This is a genomic window from Amycolatopsis sp. N2S4-7, from assembly GCF_058119595.1.
Window position 1 is genome coordinate 110,133 of the sequence record NZ_CP172299.1, and the last position, 18,146, is coordinate 128,278.

At 73.1% G+C, this 18,146-nt stretch carries 20 protein-coding genes and 1 pseudogene; 11 read left to right on the forward strand and 10 right to left on the reverse strand.

What is annotated here, in order from left to right; translation table 11 throughout:
• Window positions 1-6 precede the first annotated feature (6 nt).
• A complete protein-coding gene (locus ACH54P_RS00565) occupies window positions 7-510 on the reverse strand; it encodes a CGNR zinc finger domain-containing protein (protein WP_489910303.1) in 504 nt (167 codons plus the stop codon).
• A 93-nt stretch (window positions 511-603) separates the two neighbouring features.
• Between ACH54P_RS00565 and ACH54P_RS00570 the strand changes: the two genes are divergently transcribed.
• Genes ACH54P_RS00570 through ACH54P_RS00585 form a run of 4 tightly spaced genes read left to right on the forward strand, consistent with a single transcriptional unit; the run spans window position 604 to window position 2,774 of the window.
• Window positions 604-1,482 (forward strand): DUF427 domain-containing protein, encoded by an 879-nt coding sequence (locus ACH54P_RS00570; RefSeq protein ID WP_489910304.1) that lies wholly within the window; start codon window positions 604-606, stop codon window positions 1,480-1,482.
• 1 nt (window position 1,483) lies between these two features.
• A complete protein-coding gene (locus ACH54P_RS00575; protein WP_489910305.1) occupies window positions 1,484-2,203 on the forward strand; it encodes an SDR family oxidoreductase in 720 nt (239 codons plus the stop codon).
• A gap of 20 nt (window positions 2,204-2,223) precedes the next feature.
• Window positions 2,224-2,352 (forward strand): hypothetical protein, encoded by a 129-nt coding sequence (locus ACH54P_RS00580; protein WP_489910306.1) that lies wholly within the window; start codon window positions 2,224-2,226, stop codon window positions 2,350-2,352.
• Window positions 2,352-2,774: a VOC family protein gene (locus ACH54P_RS00585; protein ID WP_489910307.1), complete on the forward strand. Its 423-nt coding sequence runs from the start codon at window positions 2,352-2,354 to the stop codon at window positions 2,772-2,774. The genes ACH54P_RS00580 and ACH54P_RS00585 overlap by 1 nt, the downstream gene beginning before the upstream one ends.
• Here ACH54P_RS00585 and ACH54P_RS00590 read toward each other — a convergent pair.
• Together ACH54P_RS00590 and ACH54P_RS00595 are read right to left on the reverse strand one after the other, a co-directional pair.
• Complete coding sequence (locus ACH54P_RS00590; protein WP_489910308.1) at window positions 2,771-3,325, reverse strand: hypothetical protein; 555 nt, start codon at window positions 3,323-3,325, stop codon at window positions 2,771-2,773. The genes ACH54P_RS00585 and ACH54P_RS00590 overlap by 4 nt on opposite strands.
• A 2-nt stretch (window positions 3,326-3,327) precedes the next feature.
• On the reverse strand, window positions 3,328-4,818 hold the full coding sequence (locus ACH54P_RS00595) for a hypothetical protein (RefSeq protein ID WP_489910309.1): 1,491 nt from the start codon (window positions 4,816-4,818) through the stop codon (window positions 3,328-3,330).
• A 341-nt stretch (window positions 4,819-5,159) separates the two neighbouring features.
• Between ACH54P_RS00595 and ACH54P_RS00600 the strand changes: the two genes are divergently transcribed.
• On the forward strand, window positions 5,160-5,915 hold the full coding sequence (locus ACH54P_RS00600; RefSeq protein ID WP_489910310.1) for a ZIP family metal transporter: 756 nt from the start codon (window positions 5,160-5,162) through the stop codon (window positions 5,913-5,915).
• On the opposite strand, the gene ACH54P_RS00605 is transcribed toward ACH54P_RS00600, so the two are convergent.
• Window positions 5,893-6,222 (reverse strand): hypothetical protein, encoded by a 330-nt coding sequence (locus tag ACH54P_RS00605; protein WP_489917071.1) that lies wholly within the window; start codon window positions 6,220-6,222, stop codon window positions 5,893-5,895. The genes ACH54P_RS00600 and ACH54P_RS00605 overlap by 23 nt on opposite strands.
• A 62-nt stretch (window positions 6,223-6,284) precedes the next feature.
• Entirely contained in the window at window positions 6,285-6,875 is a 591-nt protein-coding gene (locus ACH54P_RS00610) for an SRPBCC family protein (RefSeq protein ID WP_489910311.1), read from the reverse strand.
• Window positions 6,876-6,969: 94 nt separating this feature from the next.
• On the opposite strand from ACH54P_RS00610, the gene ACH54P_RS00615 reads away from it, so the two are divergent.
• Together ACH54P_RS00615 and ACH54P_RS00620 are read left to right on the forward strand one after the other, a co-directional pair.
• Complete coding sequence (locus tag ACH54P_RS00615; protein ID WP_489910312.1) at window positions 6,970-7,596, forward strand: TetR/AcrR family transcriptional regulator; 627 nt, start codon at window positions 6,970-6,972, stop codon at window positions 7,594-7,596.
• A gap of 171 nt (window positions 7,597-7,767) precedes the next feature.
• Complete coding sequence (locus ACH54P_RS00620; RefSeq protein WP_489917073.1) at window positions 7,768-11,451, forward strand: CARDB domain-containing protein; 3,684 nt, start codon at window positions 7,768-7,770, stop codon at window positions 11,449-11,451.
• A 42-nt stretch (window positions 11,452-11,493) separates the two neighbouring features.
• On the opposite strand, the gene ACH54P_RS00625 is transcribed toward ACH54P_RS00620, so the two are convergent.
• Window positions 11,494-12,360: a S1 family peptidase gene (locus ACH54P_RS00625; RefSeq protein WP_489910313.1), complete on the reverse strand. Its 867-nt coding sequence runs from the start codon at window positions 12,358-12,360 to the stop codon at window positions 11,494-11,496.
• Window positions 12,361-12,536: 176 nt separating this feature from the next.
• Window positions 12,537-13,184, reverse strand: a complete 648-nt coding sequence (locus ACH54P_RS00630) for a TetR/AcrR family transcriptional regulator (RefSeq protein WP_489910314.1) — start codon at window positions 13,182-13,184, stop codon at window positions 12,537-12,539.
• Window positions 13,185-13,256: 72 nt separating this feature from the next.
• Here ACH54P_RS00630 and ACH54P_RS00635 point away from each other — a divergent pair.
• The 3 genes and pseudogenes from ACH54P_RS00635 to ACH54P_RS00645 form a co-directional block, all read left to right on the forward strand.
• Window positions 13,257-13,571 (forward strand): annotated as a pseudogene (locus ACH54P_RS00635) (arylamine N-acetyltransferase); the annotation flags it as partial.
• Window positions 13,572-13,737: 166 nt separating this feature from the next.
• Window positions 13,738-14,247, forward strand: a complete 510-nt coding sequence (locus tag ACH54P_RS00640) for a DUF4863 family protein (protein ID WP_489910315.1) — start codon at window positions 13,738-13,740, stop codon at window positions 14,245-14,247.
• Window positions 14,248-14,252: 5 nt separating this feature from the next.
• Window positions 14,253-14,954 (forward strand): nitroreductase, encoded by a 702-nt coding sequence (locus ACH54P_RS00645; RefSeq protein ID WP_489910316.1) that lies wholly within the window; start codon window positions 14,253-14,255, stop codon window positions 14,952-14,954.
• Window positions 14,955-14,973: 19 nt separating this feature from the next.
• Here the strand turns inward: ACH54P_RS00645 and ACH54P_RS00650 are convergent, their stop codons facing one another.
• The 3 genes from ACH54P_RS00650 to ACH54P_RS00660 all read right to left on the reverse strand — a co-directional run bounded on the left by ACH54P_RS00650 (window position 14,974) and on the right by ACH54P_RS00660 (window position 17,106).
• Entirely contained in the window at window positions 14,974-15,855 is an 882-nt protein-coding gene (locus tag ACH54P_RS00650) for a CU044_5270 family protein (RefSeq protein ID WP_489910317.1), read from the reverse strand.
• Complete coding sequence (locus ACH54P_RS00655; protein WP_489910318.1) at window positions 15,848-16,438, reverse strand: RNA polymerase sigma factor; 591 nt, start codon at window positions 16,436-16,438, stop codon at window positions 15,848-15,850. Before ACH54P_RS00655 ends, ACH54P_RS00650 begins: the two co-directional genes overlap by 8 nt.
• A gap of 161 nt (window positions 16,439-16,599) precedes the next feature.
• Window positions 16,600-17,106 carry a MarR family winged helix-turn-helix transcriptional regulator gene (locus ACH54P_RS00660; protein ID WP_489910319.1) on the reverse strand — a complete coding sequence of 169 codons (507 nt, stop codon included), beginning with the start codon at window positions 17,104-17,106 and terminating at the stop codon, window positions 16,600-16,602.
• A 118-nt stretch (window positions 17,107-17,224) separates the two neighbouring features.
• Between ACH54P_RS00660 and ACH54P_RS00665 the strand changes: the two genes are divergently transcribed.
• A complete protein-coding gene (locus ACH54P_RS00665; protein WP_489910320.1) occupies window positions 17,225-18,100 on the forward strand; it encodes a helix-turn-helix domain-containing protein in 876 nt (291 codons plus the stop codon).
• Window positions 18,101-18,146 lie beyond the last annotated feature (46 nt).

Consider the following 18,146-nt stretch of genomic DNA (forward strand, 5'->3'; position numbering starts at 1 on the left):
CCTCCTTCAGTCCGCCGCGACCGGGCGGGTGCGCTGGTAGTGCCGCCGGGCCTTCATGCGGTTGCCGCAGACCGCCATCGAACACCAGCGGGCGCTGTTGGGCTTGCTGTGGTCGATGAGGAACAGCCGGCACTCCGGGTTGGCGCACGGGCGCAGGCGGCCGGGGCTCGACTTGGCCAGCTCGTCCCAGGCGAGCACCACCCGCGCCGCGGCGGACCGGCCCGACGGCACGTCGAGCACCCACTCGATCCCGCCGTCGCCGAAGGACGCCCGGTAGCTCACGGCGTCGACGAACCGGGCGGCGGCCGCGGGCGGATCCTCGCCGCGCACGATCCGCTGCAGGACCCGCCGCACGTCGAGCAGGGCGCGGTGTTCGTCCTCGGTGGCCGGCTGGCCGTGGGCGGCGAGCCACTCCCGGGCCGCCCGGGGGTCGGCCAGGTCGTCCTCGGGGGTCCCGTCGCGGACGGGGGTGGTGTTCAGCAGATCCAGGAGCAGCCGCTCGTCGGTCATCGACCTAACCTCCAAAGTCACCCTTGACAGGTTACAGCACCGGTGCTTGCATGTCTAACCATCAAAACTATTTATAAAGGTTAGGAGCAAGCGATGGGACTGGCCTGGCAACAAGGACCCCTCTCCGCCCGGGCGGTGGGGCACTTCCTGACCGCGCAGCCGCTGCCCGAGCGGATGCTGTTCGCCGAGCCGCTCCGGCGGCGGCTGCGCGTGCGGTTCGGCGGGGAGTGGGTGGCCGACAGCGAGGACGTCGTCCTGCTGCACGAGCCCGGGCGCTACCCGGTGGCGTACTTCCCGCTCGCCGACGTCCGCGAGGACGCCCTCGTCGCGGAAAGCCGCGCGACGACCCACCGCGACCTCGGCCCGACCGGGTGGTTCACCGTGCGGGCGGGCGACCGGGAGGCGCCGCGAGCGGCCTGGCGCCACACCGGGCTCCCCGGTCACGCCGACGTGCTGCGCGACCGCGTCGCCTTCGCCTGGCGGGCGATGGACGCCTTCTACGAGGAGGACGAGCGCATCGTCGGGCACGCGGCCGACCCGTACCACCGCATCGACATCCGGCAGACCTCCCGCCACCTCGTCGTGCGCGACGGCGACCGGGTCGTCGCCGAGACCCGGCGGCCGGTCGTGCTCTACGAGTCGGGCTTCGCGCCGCGCTGGTACGTGCCGCGCGAAGACGTCGACCTCAGCGCCCTGGTGCCGGTCGAGGGCCAGACGTTCTGCCCGTACAAGGGGCTGGCCGGGTACTTCGACATCGGGGCGGGCAAGCGCGCCGCGTGGTCGTACCCGGAGGCGTGGCCCGAGGTCGAGCGGGTGGCCGGGTTCGTCTCGTTCGAACCGGACGTCGTCGAGGTGACCCTCGACGGCCGGAAGCTGGCCCTCGAACCGGGCCAGACCGTCACCCCGCACGGCATCGACCGGGGCCTGGACCCCGACGAGGTCCGCACGCCGGTGCCGGCCGGAGGCGAGTGACGTGGCCGCGTCCCTGCGGGACCGCACGGTGCTGGTCGTCGGCCGCGGCAGCGGCATCGCCCGGGCGGTGACGCTCGCCGTCCGGGCGGCCGGGGCCGCGGTGGTGGCCGCCGGGCGGGACGAACGGGCACTGGCCGCCGCCTACGACGCCGACCCGGGCGTCACGGTGGCCCCCGTCGACCTCACGGACGAGGCGTCGGTCGCCGCGCTGGCCGAGCGGCTCGGCCGGGTCGACCACGTCGTCTCGACCGCGTCGGCCCGGGCCCGCGGCACGGCCGGCGACCTCGACCACGCCACCGTGCTCAGGTCGTTCGAGGTCAAGGTGCTCGGCCCGCTGCTGCTGGCCCGGTACTTCGCACCCCGCCTGCCCGAAGACGGCTCGTTCGTCTTCTTCTCGGGGGCCTCGGCGCGGAAACCGGCCGCCGGCCTGCTCGCCGTCGGCGCCACCAACGCCGCGGTCGACGCGCTGACCCGGGGCCTCGCGGTCGAACTGGCGCCGATCCGGGTGAACGCGGTTTCGCCCGGCACCGTGGACACCGGGGCCTACGACGGCCTCGGGGAGCGGAAGAAGGCCGAGCTGTTCGCCACCCGCGCGGCCACCAGTCCGGCGCGGCGCGTCGGGCGGCCCGGAGACATCGCCGAAGCCGTCGTCTTCGCGCTGGGCAGCACCTTCCTGACCGGTGCCTCGCTCGGCGTCGACGGCGGCGAACCCCTCATCTGACCACTGTGGACGGAGTTGTGATGGAGTACCGCAAGAACGTGCCCCCGGCCGGGGGCGTCACCCCGGACTTCGGTCCGGTCCCGGCGATCTACGTCCCGCGGCGGCCCGCCAGGGCGGCCCGCCGGCCGCGGCGCCGGGAGCGTGCGTGATGGACTTCCGCCTCGAGGTCGTCACCCTGCCGGTCACCGACGTCGACCGCGCCGCCCGGTTCTACACCGAGCAGGTGGGCTTCACCCTGGACGTCGACTACCGGCCCACCGGCGCGTTCCGCGTCGTCCAGCTGACCCCGCCGGGGTCGGCCGCCTCGGTCCAGCTGGGGACCGGCCTGACCGACGCGGCGCCCGGTTCGGTCCGTAACGGTTACCTGGTGGTCGCCGACATCGAAGCGGCGCACCGCGAGCTGGCGGGCCGCGGAGTGGCGGTGAGTGCGGTGCGGCACAAGAAGTCCGTCGACTGGCAAGGCGATTTCGTGCCCGGCGTGGATCCCGGACGCCGCGACTACGCGAGCTTCTTCGGCTTCGCCGACCCGGACGGCAACACGTGGATCGTCCAGGAGCGCGGTCACCGCTAGGCGGGACGCGGCGCGCGGTCGGCGATTTCCATGGCCCACGCGTAGAACTTCGCCGGATCACCGGCCGTCGCGCGGATGCCGGGTTCGACGAGCGGGCCGTTCACCGCCTTCAGCAGGTCGAACAGGCCGAGGTAGGCCCACTCCCACAGCATGCTGTCGAAGTTGTAGGCGGTCATCAGCCGGGTGAGCCGGCGGCGGATGCCCGCCACCTCGGCCGGGGCGAACCCGGCTTCGTGGAGCCGGGCGTCGGTGGCGCGTTCGGCGTCGGCGCCCAGCTCCGTGTCGAGGAACGGCTCGAGCAGGTCCGCCCAGGTGTCGCGCCGCTGCTCGAGAGCGATTCCGGTGCGGTGGCAGAACTTCTCGAGCTCGGGCCCGTCGCCGTGGGGCACGAACAGCGTCTCGCCGCGGGTGGTCCGGATCTCCGGGGGCGTGGCGCGCCAGTCGGCGTCGCGGATCCGGCCGGCCGGGACGACCCCGGCCGGGTGGACCGTGGCGCCGGGGAACGGGTACCGCCGGAAGCAGATGTGGTCTTCGGCGAAGGTGACGTCCACGGTCAGCGGGCCAGCAGCCCGGCGAGGCTGAGCTGGTCGGCCGCGGTGTGGACGTCGGCGTCCGGCCGGCCGGCGAACACCGCCGCGACGTCACCGGGGGTGGCGGCGTGGCGGGCCGCCGCTTCGAGCAGGTGGCGGCAGCGGTCCGCGGTGCCGGGCCCGGTCTGGCTCGTCATCGCCCGGACCGTTTCCTCGGCGGTCCCGATCGGCGGCACGGGCGCGTCGAGCTCGCCGGAGGTGTCCGTCGCGCCCCGGCGCCATTGGTCGCCCGCCCACCAGAAGCAGAAACTCAGCAGGCCGTTGCGGTTGCGGGTGTTGAGGACGCTGTCGTTGACCCAGGCCGGGGACCCCGTCCAGAGATCGGGGAGCGGCCGTCCGCCGTTGTAGGCGGCGTCGAGCAGCGGGGAGTTCCACTTCCCGCCCGAGAGCACCGCGCGGCCGCCGGGCAGCAGGTACAGCGTGGACCCGCTGCGGTGCTCGTTCTCGTACCACGCGTAGCCGGGGCGGATCCGGGGTCCCCACTCCGATCCGGCGCCGGTGTAGGCCGCCGAAAGCACCGCCCAGCGCGTCCAGAGGTCGCCGAGGGCGGGGACGCCGGGAGCGGCGACGGCGAAGCGGCGCCCGTGGAGGTCGGCGGCCGCCTCGAGCGCGGCCCGGCGCGGGTCGCGGCCTTGCGCGGCGGGTCCGGCGACGTAGCCGGCCAGCCAGACGGGCAGGTGCCGCCGGGGATGGGCGGCCAGGTCGTCGCGGTAGTGCTCGGGGGCCAGGAGCTGGTCGTCGGGGAACGGTTCGTCGCCGTAGTCGTAGTCGACGGTCGTCCCGCCGTCGCCGGTGACGGTCAGCAGCAGCCGCCACCACGGCCCGGCCGGCATCCGCGCCGCGACGTCCCGCTGGCGGCGGACCAGCCCGGCGACCGCCTGCGGCACCGGGACGAGTCCGGACCGGTGGCCGATCCAGAACCGCAGCCGGGCGACCTCGGCGGAGACGGTCATCGAGAACTCGGCCGCGAGCCGGTCCCAGCCGGGCGGCCCGAGCCGGGCCAGTTCCTGCACGATCGGCTCGATCAGGTCCGACGCCTCGGCGGCGGTCCGCTCGTCACCCGGCCCGACCTGGTGGAACCCGCTGATCACGGGTGGGCCGTCCGCGGCGGCTTCGTGGAACGCCCGGGCGAACTCGGCCATGAAGGCGGCCTCGTCGGGCTCGCCGGGCGTTTCGTCCGGCTTCGGCTCGTTGCGGGCGAACCGGTCGAGCGCTTCCTGCGGGGGCACGGACGACGACACCTCTTCGAGGCGCCCGGAGTCGCCGACCAGGAACACCGACCGCCCGACCGGCAGTTGCAGGAAGGCCATCGGGTCGCTCTCGTCGACCTCCACCGGCGCGTACACGCTCCAGCCGTGATCGAAGCGATCGGCCTCGAGCCCTTCGGTGGGGTAGTCCAGGCCGTGGTCCCGGATCCACCGCACCACCAGGGAAATCGCCCGCGCTTCGTCCATCCGCCCCAGCCCTCCTCTGCGCCGCGTGATCACCCTAGGCGGCGGCTGCCGGGCGGGGAAACCCCGGCTCGCCGGATGATTGCGCCGACTTGAGCGCCGAGCCGGCCGGAGGCTTTCGGCCGTCCGCAGGCGGCCGGGCCGCGAGGGCCGGTCGCTCAGCGAGCGGGCGGCCGCCGAGGGCGCGGAGAAATCCGGCCGGCGCGGCGCCGGGAGTGTCCGCGCAGAGGTCGAGGAGCAGCGGGACCTGGTGCGCGTGGTCGAATCGATTCCCGGAGGTGTCCACGAGGGCGCGGGTGGGTAGTCCCCGGTGGATCGTGACGTCGGCGGAGGGTGGCTTTTTCGTGCCGCAGTGGGTGGAAGCGGGGTTGTGGGGCCTCCTCGGCGGGGCCGCGCTGGTGCTGGGCGCCGCCGTCGCGTGGGGCGTGCGCGTGTCGCGGCGGGTCGTCGCGGGGATCATGGCGTTCGGCGCCGGGGTGCTGATCTCCGCGCTGGCCTTCGACCTGGTCGACGAGGCCCAGCGCTCCGGCGGGCTCGGGCCGACCGCGGGCGGGTTCCTCGGTGGCGCGGTCGTGTACGTCGCGATCAACGTGCTCCTCGCGCGCCGGGGAGCCCGGCACCGCAAGCGTTCCGGCGGCCAGCAGCCGTCCGAACAGGACACTTCGGGCAGTGGCGCGGCCATCGCCGTCGGCGCCCTGCTCGACGGCGTCCCGGAGTCGGTCGTGCTCGGCGTTTCCCTGCTCGGCGGCGGGGGCATCGGGCTCACGGTGCTGGCGGCGGTGTTCATCTCGAACGTCCCGGAGGGACTCTCCAGCGCGGCGGGCATGAAGGCCGCCGGCCGCAGCGCGCGTTACGTGTTCGGCGTGTGGACCGGCATCGCGGTCGCCAGCGGGATCGCCGCCCTGCTCGGCAACCTGACCCTGCGCACGGCGTCCCCGGCGACGATCGCCGCGATCACGGCGGTGGCCGCGGGGGCGATCCTGGCCATGATCGCCGACACGATGATCCCCGAGGCGTTCGAACGCACCGAGCTGTACACGGGCCTGCTCGCCACCCTCGGTTTCCTGACGGCGTTCGTCATCGAGCACGCCGGCGGCTGACGGTGGCGGCCACCGCGACGGCGACCCCGGCCGCGGCGAAGAGCGCGGTGGCGACGGGACTCAGGGACTTCGAGAGGCTGGGCGCGTCGCCGGGCCCGAGCAGCCAGGCGCCGAGCAGGGCGGCGTACCCGGCGGTGAGACCGAAGGCCCACCAGCGGAGGGACGCGGATCGGCGCAGGGCACCGACGAGCACGACGGCGATGGGAATCCCGGTCAGGACGGCGAACTGACCGAGAACCATGACGGGAACGGCCCAGGCGGCGACGAGCACGGCGGCCGAGGTCCGGCGAACGGCGGGGGCGGTCATGACGTGCTCCTTGGGGTGCGGGGGCGGGCCGATGGCTGCGGTCATGGTGTGCTCCTCGGGGCTCAGCACGGGCGGGCTTCGGCGGTGGCCTTCAGGTCCGCCAGCCACGCGTCGAGCCCGGGGGCCAGGTACCGGATCGCCGTGGCCGGGTCGGCTTCGATCTGCTCGCCCGTCCAGCTCTCTTCGGTGCGGACCAGGACGCCGTCGCGCACGGGCGTGAAGGTCCAGACGTGCACGCCCCGGTCGATGCGGAGCCCGTCGCCGATCGCCGGGCCGGTCCAGCGGATGCACCGGCCCGGCTGGACCTGGTGGACGGTCGAGGTGATGACCAGGGTCGTCGCCGGTGTCGTGGGCGTGGGCGGCGCCGGGGTGGTCCACCGGAACCGGGAGCCCGGCCGCAGCGGTCCGGGGTCCAGCCGTTTCGCGGTGGTGACGGCGGTCTGCCACGAAGGCCAGTCCGCGACGTCGGTGTGCCGCTTCCAGACCGCGCCGGGCGGCGCCTTGATCAGCGTCTCGGTCCGGTGGTGGAGCTGAGCGGCAGGGTCGATTCCCGCTCCGCCGCAGGTCAGGGTGGCGGCCTGCGCCGGAGCGCCGACGCTCAGAAGCCCGGCGGTCAGGGGAAGGGCGAGCAGGGCGGAACGCAACCGGATCATGGGTCTCTCCTCGGAAGTGAGCGCCTATCGTGATAGTTAGAAGCTATAACCACGCCCGCGTGAGTGTCAATAGGAAAAGTGATAGCCTCTAACCGTGAACGAGACCCCGCGGGAGCGCTACCGGGCCCAGGTGCGCGAGGAGATCAAGCGCCACGCGTGGGAGCAGATCGCCGCCGCGGGGGTCCCAGCGCTGTCGCTCAACGCCATCGCCAAGCAGGTCGGCATGAGCGGCCCCGCGCTGTACCGGTACTTCGCGAGCCGGGACGAGCTGATCACCGCGCTCATCCGCGACGCCTACCGCAGCCTCGCCGACGCCGTCCGGGCCGCCCGCGGCTCGGGCTTGGCCGCGCTCGCGCAGGTCATCCGGGACTGGGCGCGCAGCGACCCGCAGCGGTACTTCCTCATCTACGGCACGCCCGTCCCCGGCTACCACGCTCCCGAGGACACCACCGCGATCTCGTCCGAGGTCATGGCGGTGCTCGTCGAGGCGTGCGCGGAGCTGCCGGGGGAGCGGCCGCCGACGCCGTTCGACGTCCACCTCGAGACCCACCGCGACTGGGCGGGCGGGCAGCAACCGACCTGGGCGCTGCACCGCGCGCTGGCGTTCTGGACCCGCCTCCACGGCGTGCTGTCCCTCGAGCTGGCCGGTCACTTCGCGGGCATGAAGTTCGATCCCGACCTGCTCATCGACGAAGAGCTGACCGCGCTCTCCTGGGACTGATCCCCGCCGAAGCGCGCGAGTCCGGTGGCGGTTCAGCGCGTCCTGACGCAGAGTCGAAAAATTTCTGATTCATGTCAAGTTCTTGCATGTCGTCTCCTCGTTGTTGCATCCTCGTGGGGCTCGCGCTCCCTCCCCTGCCGCTCTCGACGAAGAGAAGACGTCATGACACGTATGCGCTTGCCCCGGCTCCTCGCCGGTTTCCTCGCCGCGGGACTCTCGGTCACCGGCGTCTCCCTCGCCTCCGCCGCCGGTGCGCCACCCCGGGCCGCCGACACCCCGGCGGCCGCGCTCGCGGAAGTGCCGTTGACGCGCGCCGTGTCGGCGAGCAGCGCGCTGCCCGGCTACCCCGTCGCGAACGCCGTCGACGGGAACCAGGAGACCTACTGGGAATCCGCGAACAACGCGTTCCCGCAGTGGATCCAGGCCGACCTCGGGTCGGTCAAGGCCCTCTCGCGGATCGTGCTGAAGCTCCCCGCGCCCTGGGAGGCCCGCACCCAGACGCTGGCCGTGCGCGGCAGCACCGACGGCACGGCGTTCACCGACCTCGCCGGGGCCAGCGGCTACGCGTTCGCCCCCAGCGGCAACACCGTCACGATCCCGGTGACCGCGTCGACCCGGTACGTGCGGCTGAGCATCACGGCCAACACGCGGTGGCCCGCGGCGCAGCTGGCGGAGTTCGAGCTGTACGGGCCGGACACCGGTGACACGCAGGCGCCGACCGCGCCCGCGAACCTCGCGCTGACCGAGCCCGGCGCCGGCCAGGTCCGGCTGACGTGGTCGGCGTCGACCGACGACGTCGGCGTCACCGGCTACACCGTCTACCGCGACGGCACGCCCGTCACCACGACCACCGCCACCACGTTCACCGAGACCCCGCCCGCGGGCCCGCGGATCGAGTACTTCGTGCGGGCCAGGGACGCGGCCGGTCACGAATCCGCCGACAGCGGCCACGTCGTGCGCGCCGGGACCACCGCCGGGCAGAACCTCGCCGCGGGCAAGCCGATCGAGGCCTCCTCGGCAGCCGGCACCTTCGCCGCCGCGAACGCCAACGACGGCAACACCGGCACCTATTGGGAATCCGCTGCCGGCTACCCGAACACGCTCACGGTGAAGCTCGGCGCCGACGCGGACCTCGACTCGGTCGTCGTCAAGCTCGCCCCGGACCCGGTCTGGGGCGCGCGGACGCAGAACTTCGAAGTCCTCGGCCGGAACCAGGGCGCCACCGCGTTCACCTCGCTGAAGGCCAGGGCCGACTACCGCTTCGACCCGGCCGCCAACCAGAACACGGTGACCGTCCCGGTCGGCGGGCGGGCCGCGGACGTGCGGCTGCAGTTCTTCGCCAACTCCGGCGCGCCGGGCGGGCAGGTCGCGGAGCTGCAGGTGCTGGGGACGCCGGCGCCGAACCCGGACCTGGTCGTCACCGGCACGACCTGGACCCCGGCGAACCCGACCGAAACCAGCCAGGTCGCGGTCTCGGCGACCGTGAAGAACGCGGGCACCGCCACCGCGGGCGCCACGACCGTGAACGTCGGTCTCGGCGGCGCGGTCGTCGGCAACGCGGCTGTCGGCGCGCTCGCCGCGGGCGCGTCGACCACGGTGACGGTGAACGCGGGGACCCGGCCGCAGGGCACCTACAGCGTGACCGCCACGGTCGACCCAGCCAACGCGGTGGTCGAGCAGAACGACACCAACAACACCTTCACTTCGCCGGCTCCACTGGTCATCGCGCAGGCACCGGGGCCGGACCTCGAAGTCACCGGCATCACGGCGAACCCGCCGAACCCGGCGGCCGGCGCGGCGGTGTCGTTCACCGTCGCGGTGCACAACCGCGGCACGAGCGGCGCGGACGCCTCGGTGACCCGGCTGGTCGCCGGCGGCACCACGCTGACCGGCGCGACCGGCCCGCTCGCGGCCGGCGCCACGGCGAACGTGCCGATCGCGGGCACGTGGACCGCCACCAGCGGTGGCGCGACCCTGACGGCGACGGCCGACGCGACCGGCGGCGTCGCGGAGACCAACGAAACCAACAACGCGCTCTCGAGGACGATCGTGGTCGGCCGCGGCGCGGCGGTGCCGTACGTCGAATACGAGGCGGAAACCGCGCAGTACCAGGGCCAGCTGCTGGAGGCCGACCCGCTGCGCACGTTCGGGCACACGAACTTCGCGACCGAGTCCTCGGGCCGCAAGTCGGTGCGGCTGGCGAGCCAGGGCCAGTACGTGGAGGTCACCTCGACGAACCAGGCGAACTCCCTCGTCGTCCGCAACTCGGTGCCGGACGCTCCGGGCGGCGGGGGACAGGACTACACGCTCAGCCTGTACGTCAACGGCGTCTTCGCGCAGAAGCTGACGCTGTCGTCGAAGCACAGCTGGCTCTACGGCACCACCGACGACCCCGAAGGCCTGACGAACACCCCGCAGGGCGACGCGCGGCGGCTGTTCGACGAGTCGCACGCGCTGCTGGCGCAGTCCTACCCGCCGGGCACGAAGTTCAAGCTGCAGCGGGACAACGGCGACAACGCGGCCTTCTACGTCCTCGACCTGGTCGATCTGGAGCAGGTCGCGCCGGCGTTGCCGAAGCCGGCCGAGTGCACGTCGATCACCGAGTACGGCGCCGTGCCGAACGACGGCGCCGACGACGCGGCGGCGATCCAGCGCGCGGTCACCGACGACCAGAACGGCGTCATCGCCTGCGTGTGGATCCCGGAGGGACAGTGGCGGCAGGAGGCGAAGATCCTGACCGACAACCCGGCCGTGCCCAACGGCGGCGGCCAGTACAACCAGGTCGGCATCTCCGACGTCACGATCCGCGGCGCCGGCATGTGGCGCTCGCAGCTGTACTCGCTGATCCAGCCCCAGGACGCGGGTGGCATCAACCACCCGCACGAGGGGAACTTCGGGTTCGACATCGACAAGAACACGCGGATCTCCGACATCGCGATCTTCGGGTCCGGCCGGATCCGCGGCGGTGACGGCAACGCCGAAGGCGGCGTCGGCCTCAACGGCCGGTTCGGCACCGGCACGAAGATCGCGAACGTCTGGATCGAGCACGCCAACGTCGGCGTGTGGGTCGGCCGGGACTACAGCAACGTCCCGGCGCTGTGGGGCCCGGCCGACGGGCTCGAGTTCAGCGGCATGCGGATCCGCGACACCTACGCCGACGGCATCAACTTCACGAACGGCAGCCGGAACTCACGGGTGTTCGACTCGTCGTTCCGCACCACCGGGGACGACTCGCTCGCGGTGTGGGCGAACCAGTACGTGAAGGACCCGTCGGTGGACATCGCCCACGACAACGTGTTCGCCAACAACACGATCCAGCTGCCCTGGCGCGCCAACGGGATCGCCGTCTACGGCGGCTACGGCAACCGGATCGAGAACAACCTCGTCTCCGACACGATGAACTACCCGGGCATCATGCTGGCGACCGACCACGACCCGCTGCCGTTCTCCGGGCAGACGCTGATCGCGAACAACGCCCTGTACCGCTGCGGCGGCGTGTTCTGGGGCGAGCAGCAGAAGTTCGGTGCGATCACGTTCTTCGCGCAGGGCAAGGACATCACCGGCGTCACCCTGCGGGACACCGAGATCCACGACTCGACCTACGACGGCATCCAGTTCAAGACGGGCGGCGGCGCCATGCCGGACGTCGCCGTCACGAACGTCAAGATCGACAGGTCGAACAACGGGGCCGGCATCCTGGCGATGAGCGGTGCCCGCGGCAGTGCGAAGCTGACGAACGTGACGATCACGAACTCCTCGACGGGGAGCGTGGTGGTCGAGCCGGGTTCGCAGTTCGTGATCACCGGCGCGCCGGTGCCGGCGGTGGTGGCGGCGGGCCGCCGCGGCGCGCGGTGACCCGGGTCCCGTGCGGCGGCGCCCGGCGTCGCCGCACGGGGGTCACCCCGTCTGCTCGCGGATCCAGTCGGCGACGACGTCGACCCGCGCGATCGTCTCGGCGCCGGGCTGCGGGCACGGCGGTCCGGTGTTCACGATGGCCACCAGCGTGGCCGTGTGGTCGTCGTCCGAGAGGAAGAACGGGCCGCCCGAGTCTTCCGGGCACGGGCCGTTCTCGACGGTGCGGGTGCCGACCGGCAGGGCTTCCAGGGTGGTCTCGCCGATGCCGGAAACCTTGAACCGGCCGCGTTTGAGGTGGTCGGAGGGGCCGAGAACGGTCGCCGAGAGCGAGCCCCAGCCGGCGAACTGCAGCTGTTCGCCGACCGCGGGGCGCTTCCCGGCGAGCGTCACCGGGGCGATGTCTTCGACCGTGGTGCTCAGCCTCGCCACCGCCAGGTCGTTGACCGGCGACTGCCGGACGTCGACGACCTCGGCGGTGTGCCCGCCGGGATCGCTGTCCTTCAGCCGGCCGACGGTCACCGTCATCGTGTACGGCGGCCGTCCGCCGATCCGGGCGTCCTTGAGGTTGTGGAAGCAGTGCCCGGCGGTGACGACCCACTGGGGCGCGACCAGCGCGCCGCTGCAGGCGCCGCTGCGCACGCCGCCGCCCGCGACCGGAATGTCGTCGGACGTCAGTTTCGCGTTGAAGGGCAGGACCGGGCTGGGCGCCGGCTTGGCCGTCGTGGCCGGGGCAGTGGTCCCCGGGTCGGTGTCGGGCAGGCTGTGCCCGCCGGGTGACGCGGCCAGCACGGGGTCCGTGGCCGATCCGCCGGTGGCGACGTGGGCGTACGCGCCGCCGGCCCCCACCAGCACCGCGACCGCCACCGCCCGGGCCCGGAACAGCCGCCGTCGATCCGAAGTCGTCCTCACACTCTTAATGCACGGGCGAGAGCCCCGAATGGTTGCGTGACGGCGCGGGTTATCGGCCCCGGGGCGGCGTCTGTGCCGGTCAGAAGGGCGGAAAGCACGCGAAACTCCGCGGCTTCGCCGGGAGCGACGGCGGGCGCGCGCGGACGACGCGCTTTAGGAGGTCCGGTTGTCGGAACTCAGCGGCGTCGGCGCGTGACCTTCTTCGCGATCGCCGGCCACAGCACCGAGACGACCGCTTCGGGGATGTCGTCCTTGCTCTCGCCCCGGTAGAAGGCGCCGAAGTAGCTGCCGAAGCACATGGTCGCGATCGTGTGCCGGTCGATGTCCTCCTGCACCGCGCCGCTCTCCTGCAGCTGGGACAGCACGTTTTCGATCAGCGTGACCCGCGGTTCGACGGCGTGCTCGCGCAGGATGCCGAGCAGTTCCGGCGTGCGGATCGCCTCGCCGGCGAAGTTGCCCATGAGCACCATGGCGTCCGGGTTGAAGTACGCGGGGTCCAGGCGGCGAACGGCTTCGGTGAACGCTTCGCGCGGCTCCATCCGGCTCAGGTCCACCGCGTACATGGCGCGCTGCTTGCGGAAACCGTAGTCCAGCGCGTCGACGACCAGTTCGAACTTGGTGCTCCACCGCCGGTAGAGCGTGGGCCGGCTGACCTTCGCGTCCGCCGCGATGTCGCCGATGGTCATGAGCGAGTAGCCGTCGCGGACGAGGCGCTCCCGGGTGGCCAGGATGATCGCTTCGTCGAGCGCGGCGTCACGGGGGCGCCCGCCGGGGCGCGGCCCGGCTCCGTCGTCCTCGTCGGTCGCTTCGCGGGCTCGGGCCATGGCCGGAGCCTAGCCGATCCGTTACGACCAGAGGCTGTTACGTGCACGGTTACGTCCAGTACTTGTAACGTAATGGGAGTCGGCTCGGGCCCCGAGGAGTACCGCCGCCGGATCGGTGCGGCCCCGTCCGGGGTGCCCGGCATCGACGCGCTGCGGACGCTGCAGCGCCGCCACCTCGAGCACGTCCCGTTCGAGAACCTGGACGGCTGCCTGGGCCGGCCCGCCGACCCGGCGGAGCCCGCGCTGCCGGCCAAGATCGTGCCGCGGCGACGCGGCGGTCTCTGCGGCGAGCTCAACGGCGCCTTCGCCGTCCTCCTGTGCGGGCTCGGCTACGACGTCCGGTTGCTCGGGGCACGGGTGCTGCGCCGCGACGGCGGGCTCGGGCCGCCGCTGGACCACCGGCGAGGCCGTCCTCGCCGCGTGCCGCGAGCACTTCGGGATCACGCTCGACCGCGTGCCCGGGCCACGGAAGGAATGCCAGTTAAGTTACGATACTTGACTGTAATGAAACACCGTCCTATCTTCGGGTCAACCCCTTCGGAAGGAGCCGACGATGACCACCGCCCAGGAGCTGATCGACCGGAGCATCCCGTTCCTCGACGACGTCAAGAACCGGACCGCGGGCGGGGAACTGGAGACGTGGCTCAACGAGCACCACGGCCCGGGCAGCCCGCTGTACGAAGACCTGGCCCGCATGATCACCGACGGCGTCCGCGAGGGCTGGGCGGCGAACATCGAGGTGGACGGCCCGAAGTACCGGCGCAGCCGCATCGCCGAGCCCCGTGACGTCCTCAACTACTTCAGCGTCACGGCCGTCTACATGGACAGCGTCGAGCCCTACCGCGGGCAGTACCACCAGCACCCCTACGGCGAGCTCAACCTCGTCGTGCCGCTGGACCCGGACGCGAAGCTGAGGGGGCCGCGCGGCTGGAGCGGGCCGGGCTGGACCGCGCCGGGGCCGGGCAGCCACCACTACCCGGAGGTCAAGGGCGGCGCCCTGATCGCGCTGTTCTACCTGCCCGCGGGCCGGATCTCCTACGACATCACCCCGCCCGTCGACTGAAGCCCGTGACCACCATCGAGGAGGCGCTGCTCAGCCGGCGCAGCTGCCGGGCGTTCCGGCCGGATCCGGTGCCGCGCGCGGAGATCGAGCGGCTCCTGGACCTGGCGGCCCGCTCGGCCAGCAACTCGAACAGCCAGCCGTGGCAGGTGCACGTGCTGACCGGCGCGGCGAAGCGCGCGCTGACCCAGGACCTGTTGTGCGCCCACGACGAAGGACGCCGGGCGGTGGGGGAGTTCCCGTACCAGCCCGGCGCGGACCAGTGGCGCGAGCCGTTCCGCTCGCGCCGCCGCCGGTTCGGCGAGGGCCTCTACCGGGACACGCTCGGCATCGCGGCGGACGACACCGCCGGCCGCCTCGGCCACCACCGGCGCAACTACGACTTCTTCGGCGCGCCGGTCGGCATCGTCCTCACGGTCAGCCGGCTTCCGCTGCAGGGCGCCCTGGTCGACGCGGGCCTGTTCCTGCAGGCGCTGATGCTGGCCGCGCGCGGAGCCGGGCTGCACACGTGCGCGCAGGCGTCGCTGATCGACTTCCACCCGGTGCTGCGCCGGCACGTGCGGGTGGCGGACGACCACGTGATCGTCTGCGGCGTCGCGCTCGGCTACGCCGACGAGGAGCACCGGCTCAGCACCCACCGCACCACCCGCGAGCCGGTGGCGTCGTTCGCGTCCTTCTACGACGGTCTCGCCCGCCGGGACCCGGCGTGAGTCCCGGCGGGCCGGGCCGTCAGGGCCGCTGCCCCACCTGGTCGACGAAGGCCTTCACGGTCCGCGCGCCGCTGTTCGTGCCCAGGAACTGGTGGGTGGTGGCGTCGAAGACGAGCACGACCGGCTTCGCCTCCGACGACGCGCCCGGGCCGACCGGCCAGGTGATGCCGACCCCGGTGCGGCCGATGCCGTCGGTGGCGTGGTCGAGCGCGGTCAGGCCGGGCACCTTCGCCGCCGCCGCGAACAGGGCCGCGTAGGACGCGGGCGGGAGGACGTGCTCGTTGGCGAGGTCGATGACGTCCTTGCCCATGGCGTTGAAGTCGCCGTCGTTGCCGCTGTGGGTGGCGTCGAGGTAGGCGAACATCGCGTCGGCGGTCTTCGGCAGGTCCGGCAGGTAGGCGGGAGACGGCCGGCAGTCCTCGAGCGTGCCTTCGTTGCGCGGGTCGTTGGCGCCGTAGACGCGGGCCTTGCCGTGGAGGCAGCCGGCCGTCTTGGTGGTGTCGATCAGGCCGTCCCGGGTGCCGTCGACCGAGAGCCACACCTCGCGAGGGGGGTAGCCCGTGAACTCGGTCTTCACGTAGAGGAACTGGTCCGGGCGGGGCGGCCCGGCCGGTTCCTTGAGCGCCGCGCTCGCCGCTTCGGTCAGCACCTTGACCGGATCGGCGTTCGCGACGCCGGCGCCGACCCCGATCCGGTCGGCCGGGGCGAGCGCGACGACCGCGGTGATCGCCGCGGCCAGCCCGACCGTCGTGGCCCCGGCCGCCCAGAACCACCGCCGGGACCGGTGCGGGCGTTCCCCGCGCGCCGCGGCCAGCAGCCGCTCCCGGGCCGGGGCGAGGTCGTCCGCCGACGCGAAGCCGACGGTTTCCGCGCGTTCGCGGATCAGGTCCAGTTCATCCATGGCCGGAGGTCTCCTTCACGAGGTCGAGGGCGCCGAGTTCGGCGCGGACGCGGCCGCGGGCCCGGTTGAGCCGCGATTTCACGGTGCCGACGGGGATGGCCAGTGCTTCGGCGACCTCCTGGTAGCCGAGCCCTTCCGCGGCGACGAGCAGCAGGACGTCCCGCTCGCGGGGCCGCAGCGCGGCCAGGGCGCGATCGAGGTCCCGGCCGAGGGCCTGGGCGCTGACCTGGGCGGCGACCCGGTCGGCGTGCCCTTCTTCGGCGGGCGGCGGCCCGATGGCCAGCCGGAGCTTCAGTTCGCGCACCTCCGCCCGCCGCTGCCGCGAGACGAGGTTCGTGGCGATGCCGTAGAGCCACGGCCGGGCGTCCGGCCGCGCCGGGTCGAACTTCTCCCGCTTGTCGAACGCGACCAGGAACGTGTCGGCGAGCACGTCGTCCGCGGCGGTCGCGCCGAGGCGCCGGACCAGGTAGCGGTGGATGTGCCGGGCGTGGCGGTCGAAGATGACCGCGAACAGGCTCGGCTCCCGCCGCGACCGCGCGATCACGCTCGCGTCGTCGTCGGCATCGGTGTCTTCCGGGGTCATCGCCCGCCTTTCGCTCCGGCCAGTGTCATCTGCTGTTCGCGGGCGGCGCGGAACGGGTTCCGGAATCCCGGGGGATCGGCGGGGAAAGTGACACAGGTCACCTGGGTGCGCCGGGGCGCGGCCTTGGCGGAAGGCGATCCGTCGCGGGACAACGCGGGGAGCTACGGGTGCGACGTCTCCCGGCGGTGCGGGCTCGCCTCGACGCAGTCCTCGCCCGCCAGCATGCGGTGGTTCGCCTCGCCGAGCCCGTCCGCCAGCGCGTGCAGCTGGTCCGGGGTGAGGACGTCGACGAGCAGTTCGCGCACCAGGGCGACGTGGCCGGGCGTGGCCCGCTCCAGCACGTCCGCGCCCGCGTCGGTGAGCACGGCCCAGACGGCGCGGACGTCGCTCTCGCAGGTGCGCCGGCGCACGTGGCCCGCCTGCTCCAGCCGGCCGATCTGGTAGGTCACCCCGCTTTTGGAGTTCGACACCGCGCAGGCCAGCTCGGCCATCCGCAGCTCCCGCTCCGGGGCCGCGCCCAGCCGGGCGAGGATCTCGTACTGCAGGTGGGACAGGCCGGCGTCGCGCTTGAGCTGCTGGTCCAGCCGCTGGTGGAGCAGGGTGGCGGTGGTGCGGAACGCGGTCCAGGCCCGCTTCTCCTCGGCACTCAGCCACCGCGTACGACCCATGCCACCACCGTACCCGGTGTTCAAATTCGAACCCAAGCGGTGAATTTCGGGACGTCGTCGGCGGCGGGGTCCGCTGTTAGTGTCGACAGGAGTCCGGCCGAGATGACCATGGAGCCGCGTGTCCGAGGCGTTGACGTTCGATCCGGGGTCCGCTGCCCGGGTGCGGTTGTGCAGCCGCCGGGACAACGGCTGGTCCGCCCTGCTCGTGCGGCTGCTGGACAACGCCGAAGAGGCCGAGCTCGACCTGCCGCCCGCTACCGACCAGACGATCGTGCTGGTCAGCGCGGGGACCACGACGATCGAGTCGCGGCACGGCGCGCGGTGGCACCAGGCGGGCTACGGCCCGGGCTCGATCGGCCTGACCGCGCCCGGCCACCCGACCCGGATCCGCTGGCGCGGGCCCGGCCGCACGCTGACGACGCACGTCCACCTCCCCGGCGCCCTGATGGACCGCACCGCGCTCGAACTGTGGGGCAAGGACGCGGACCGGCTCGGCCGGCCGGACGCCCTCTCCGTCGAGGACCCTGTGCTGGCGTCCGTGGCCGAGGCGCTGGGGGCGGCGGCGCTCGCCGGCACCGACGAGCTCTACGCCGAGTCGGCGGCCACGTTCCTGGCGGTCCACCTGCTCACCCGCCACGCGGTGGCGCCCCCGTCGCGCGAGCCCGGCCGCGAGGAACTGCGGACCGGCCGGGCCGTCCGGTTCATCCGGGAGAACCACCACCTCCCGCTGACGCTGGCCGACATGGCGGCCGCGGCGGAGCTGAGCCCGTTCCACTTCCTGCGCGTGTTCAAGACGGCGACCGGCCAGACGCCGTACCGCTTCCTCACGCGGATCCGCGTCGAACGGGCGTGCCGCCACCTGGAGCGGGGCGACCTGTCGGTCACGGAGATCGCCCAGGTGTGCGGTTTCGCGACGCCGTCGCGGTTCGCTTCGGCCTTTCGCGCCCAAATCGGACAATCGCCGTCGGCGTACCGGCTCGCCGTACGCGGCTGAGGCTCCCGGCGCACCAGGCGCAATAAACGGCGGCCCGGGCAGCAAC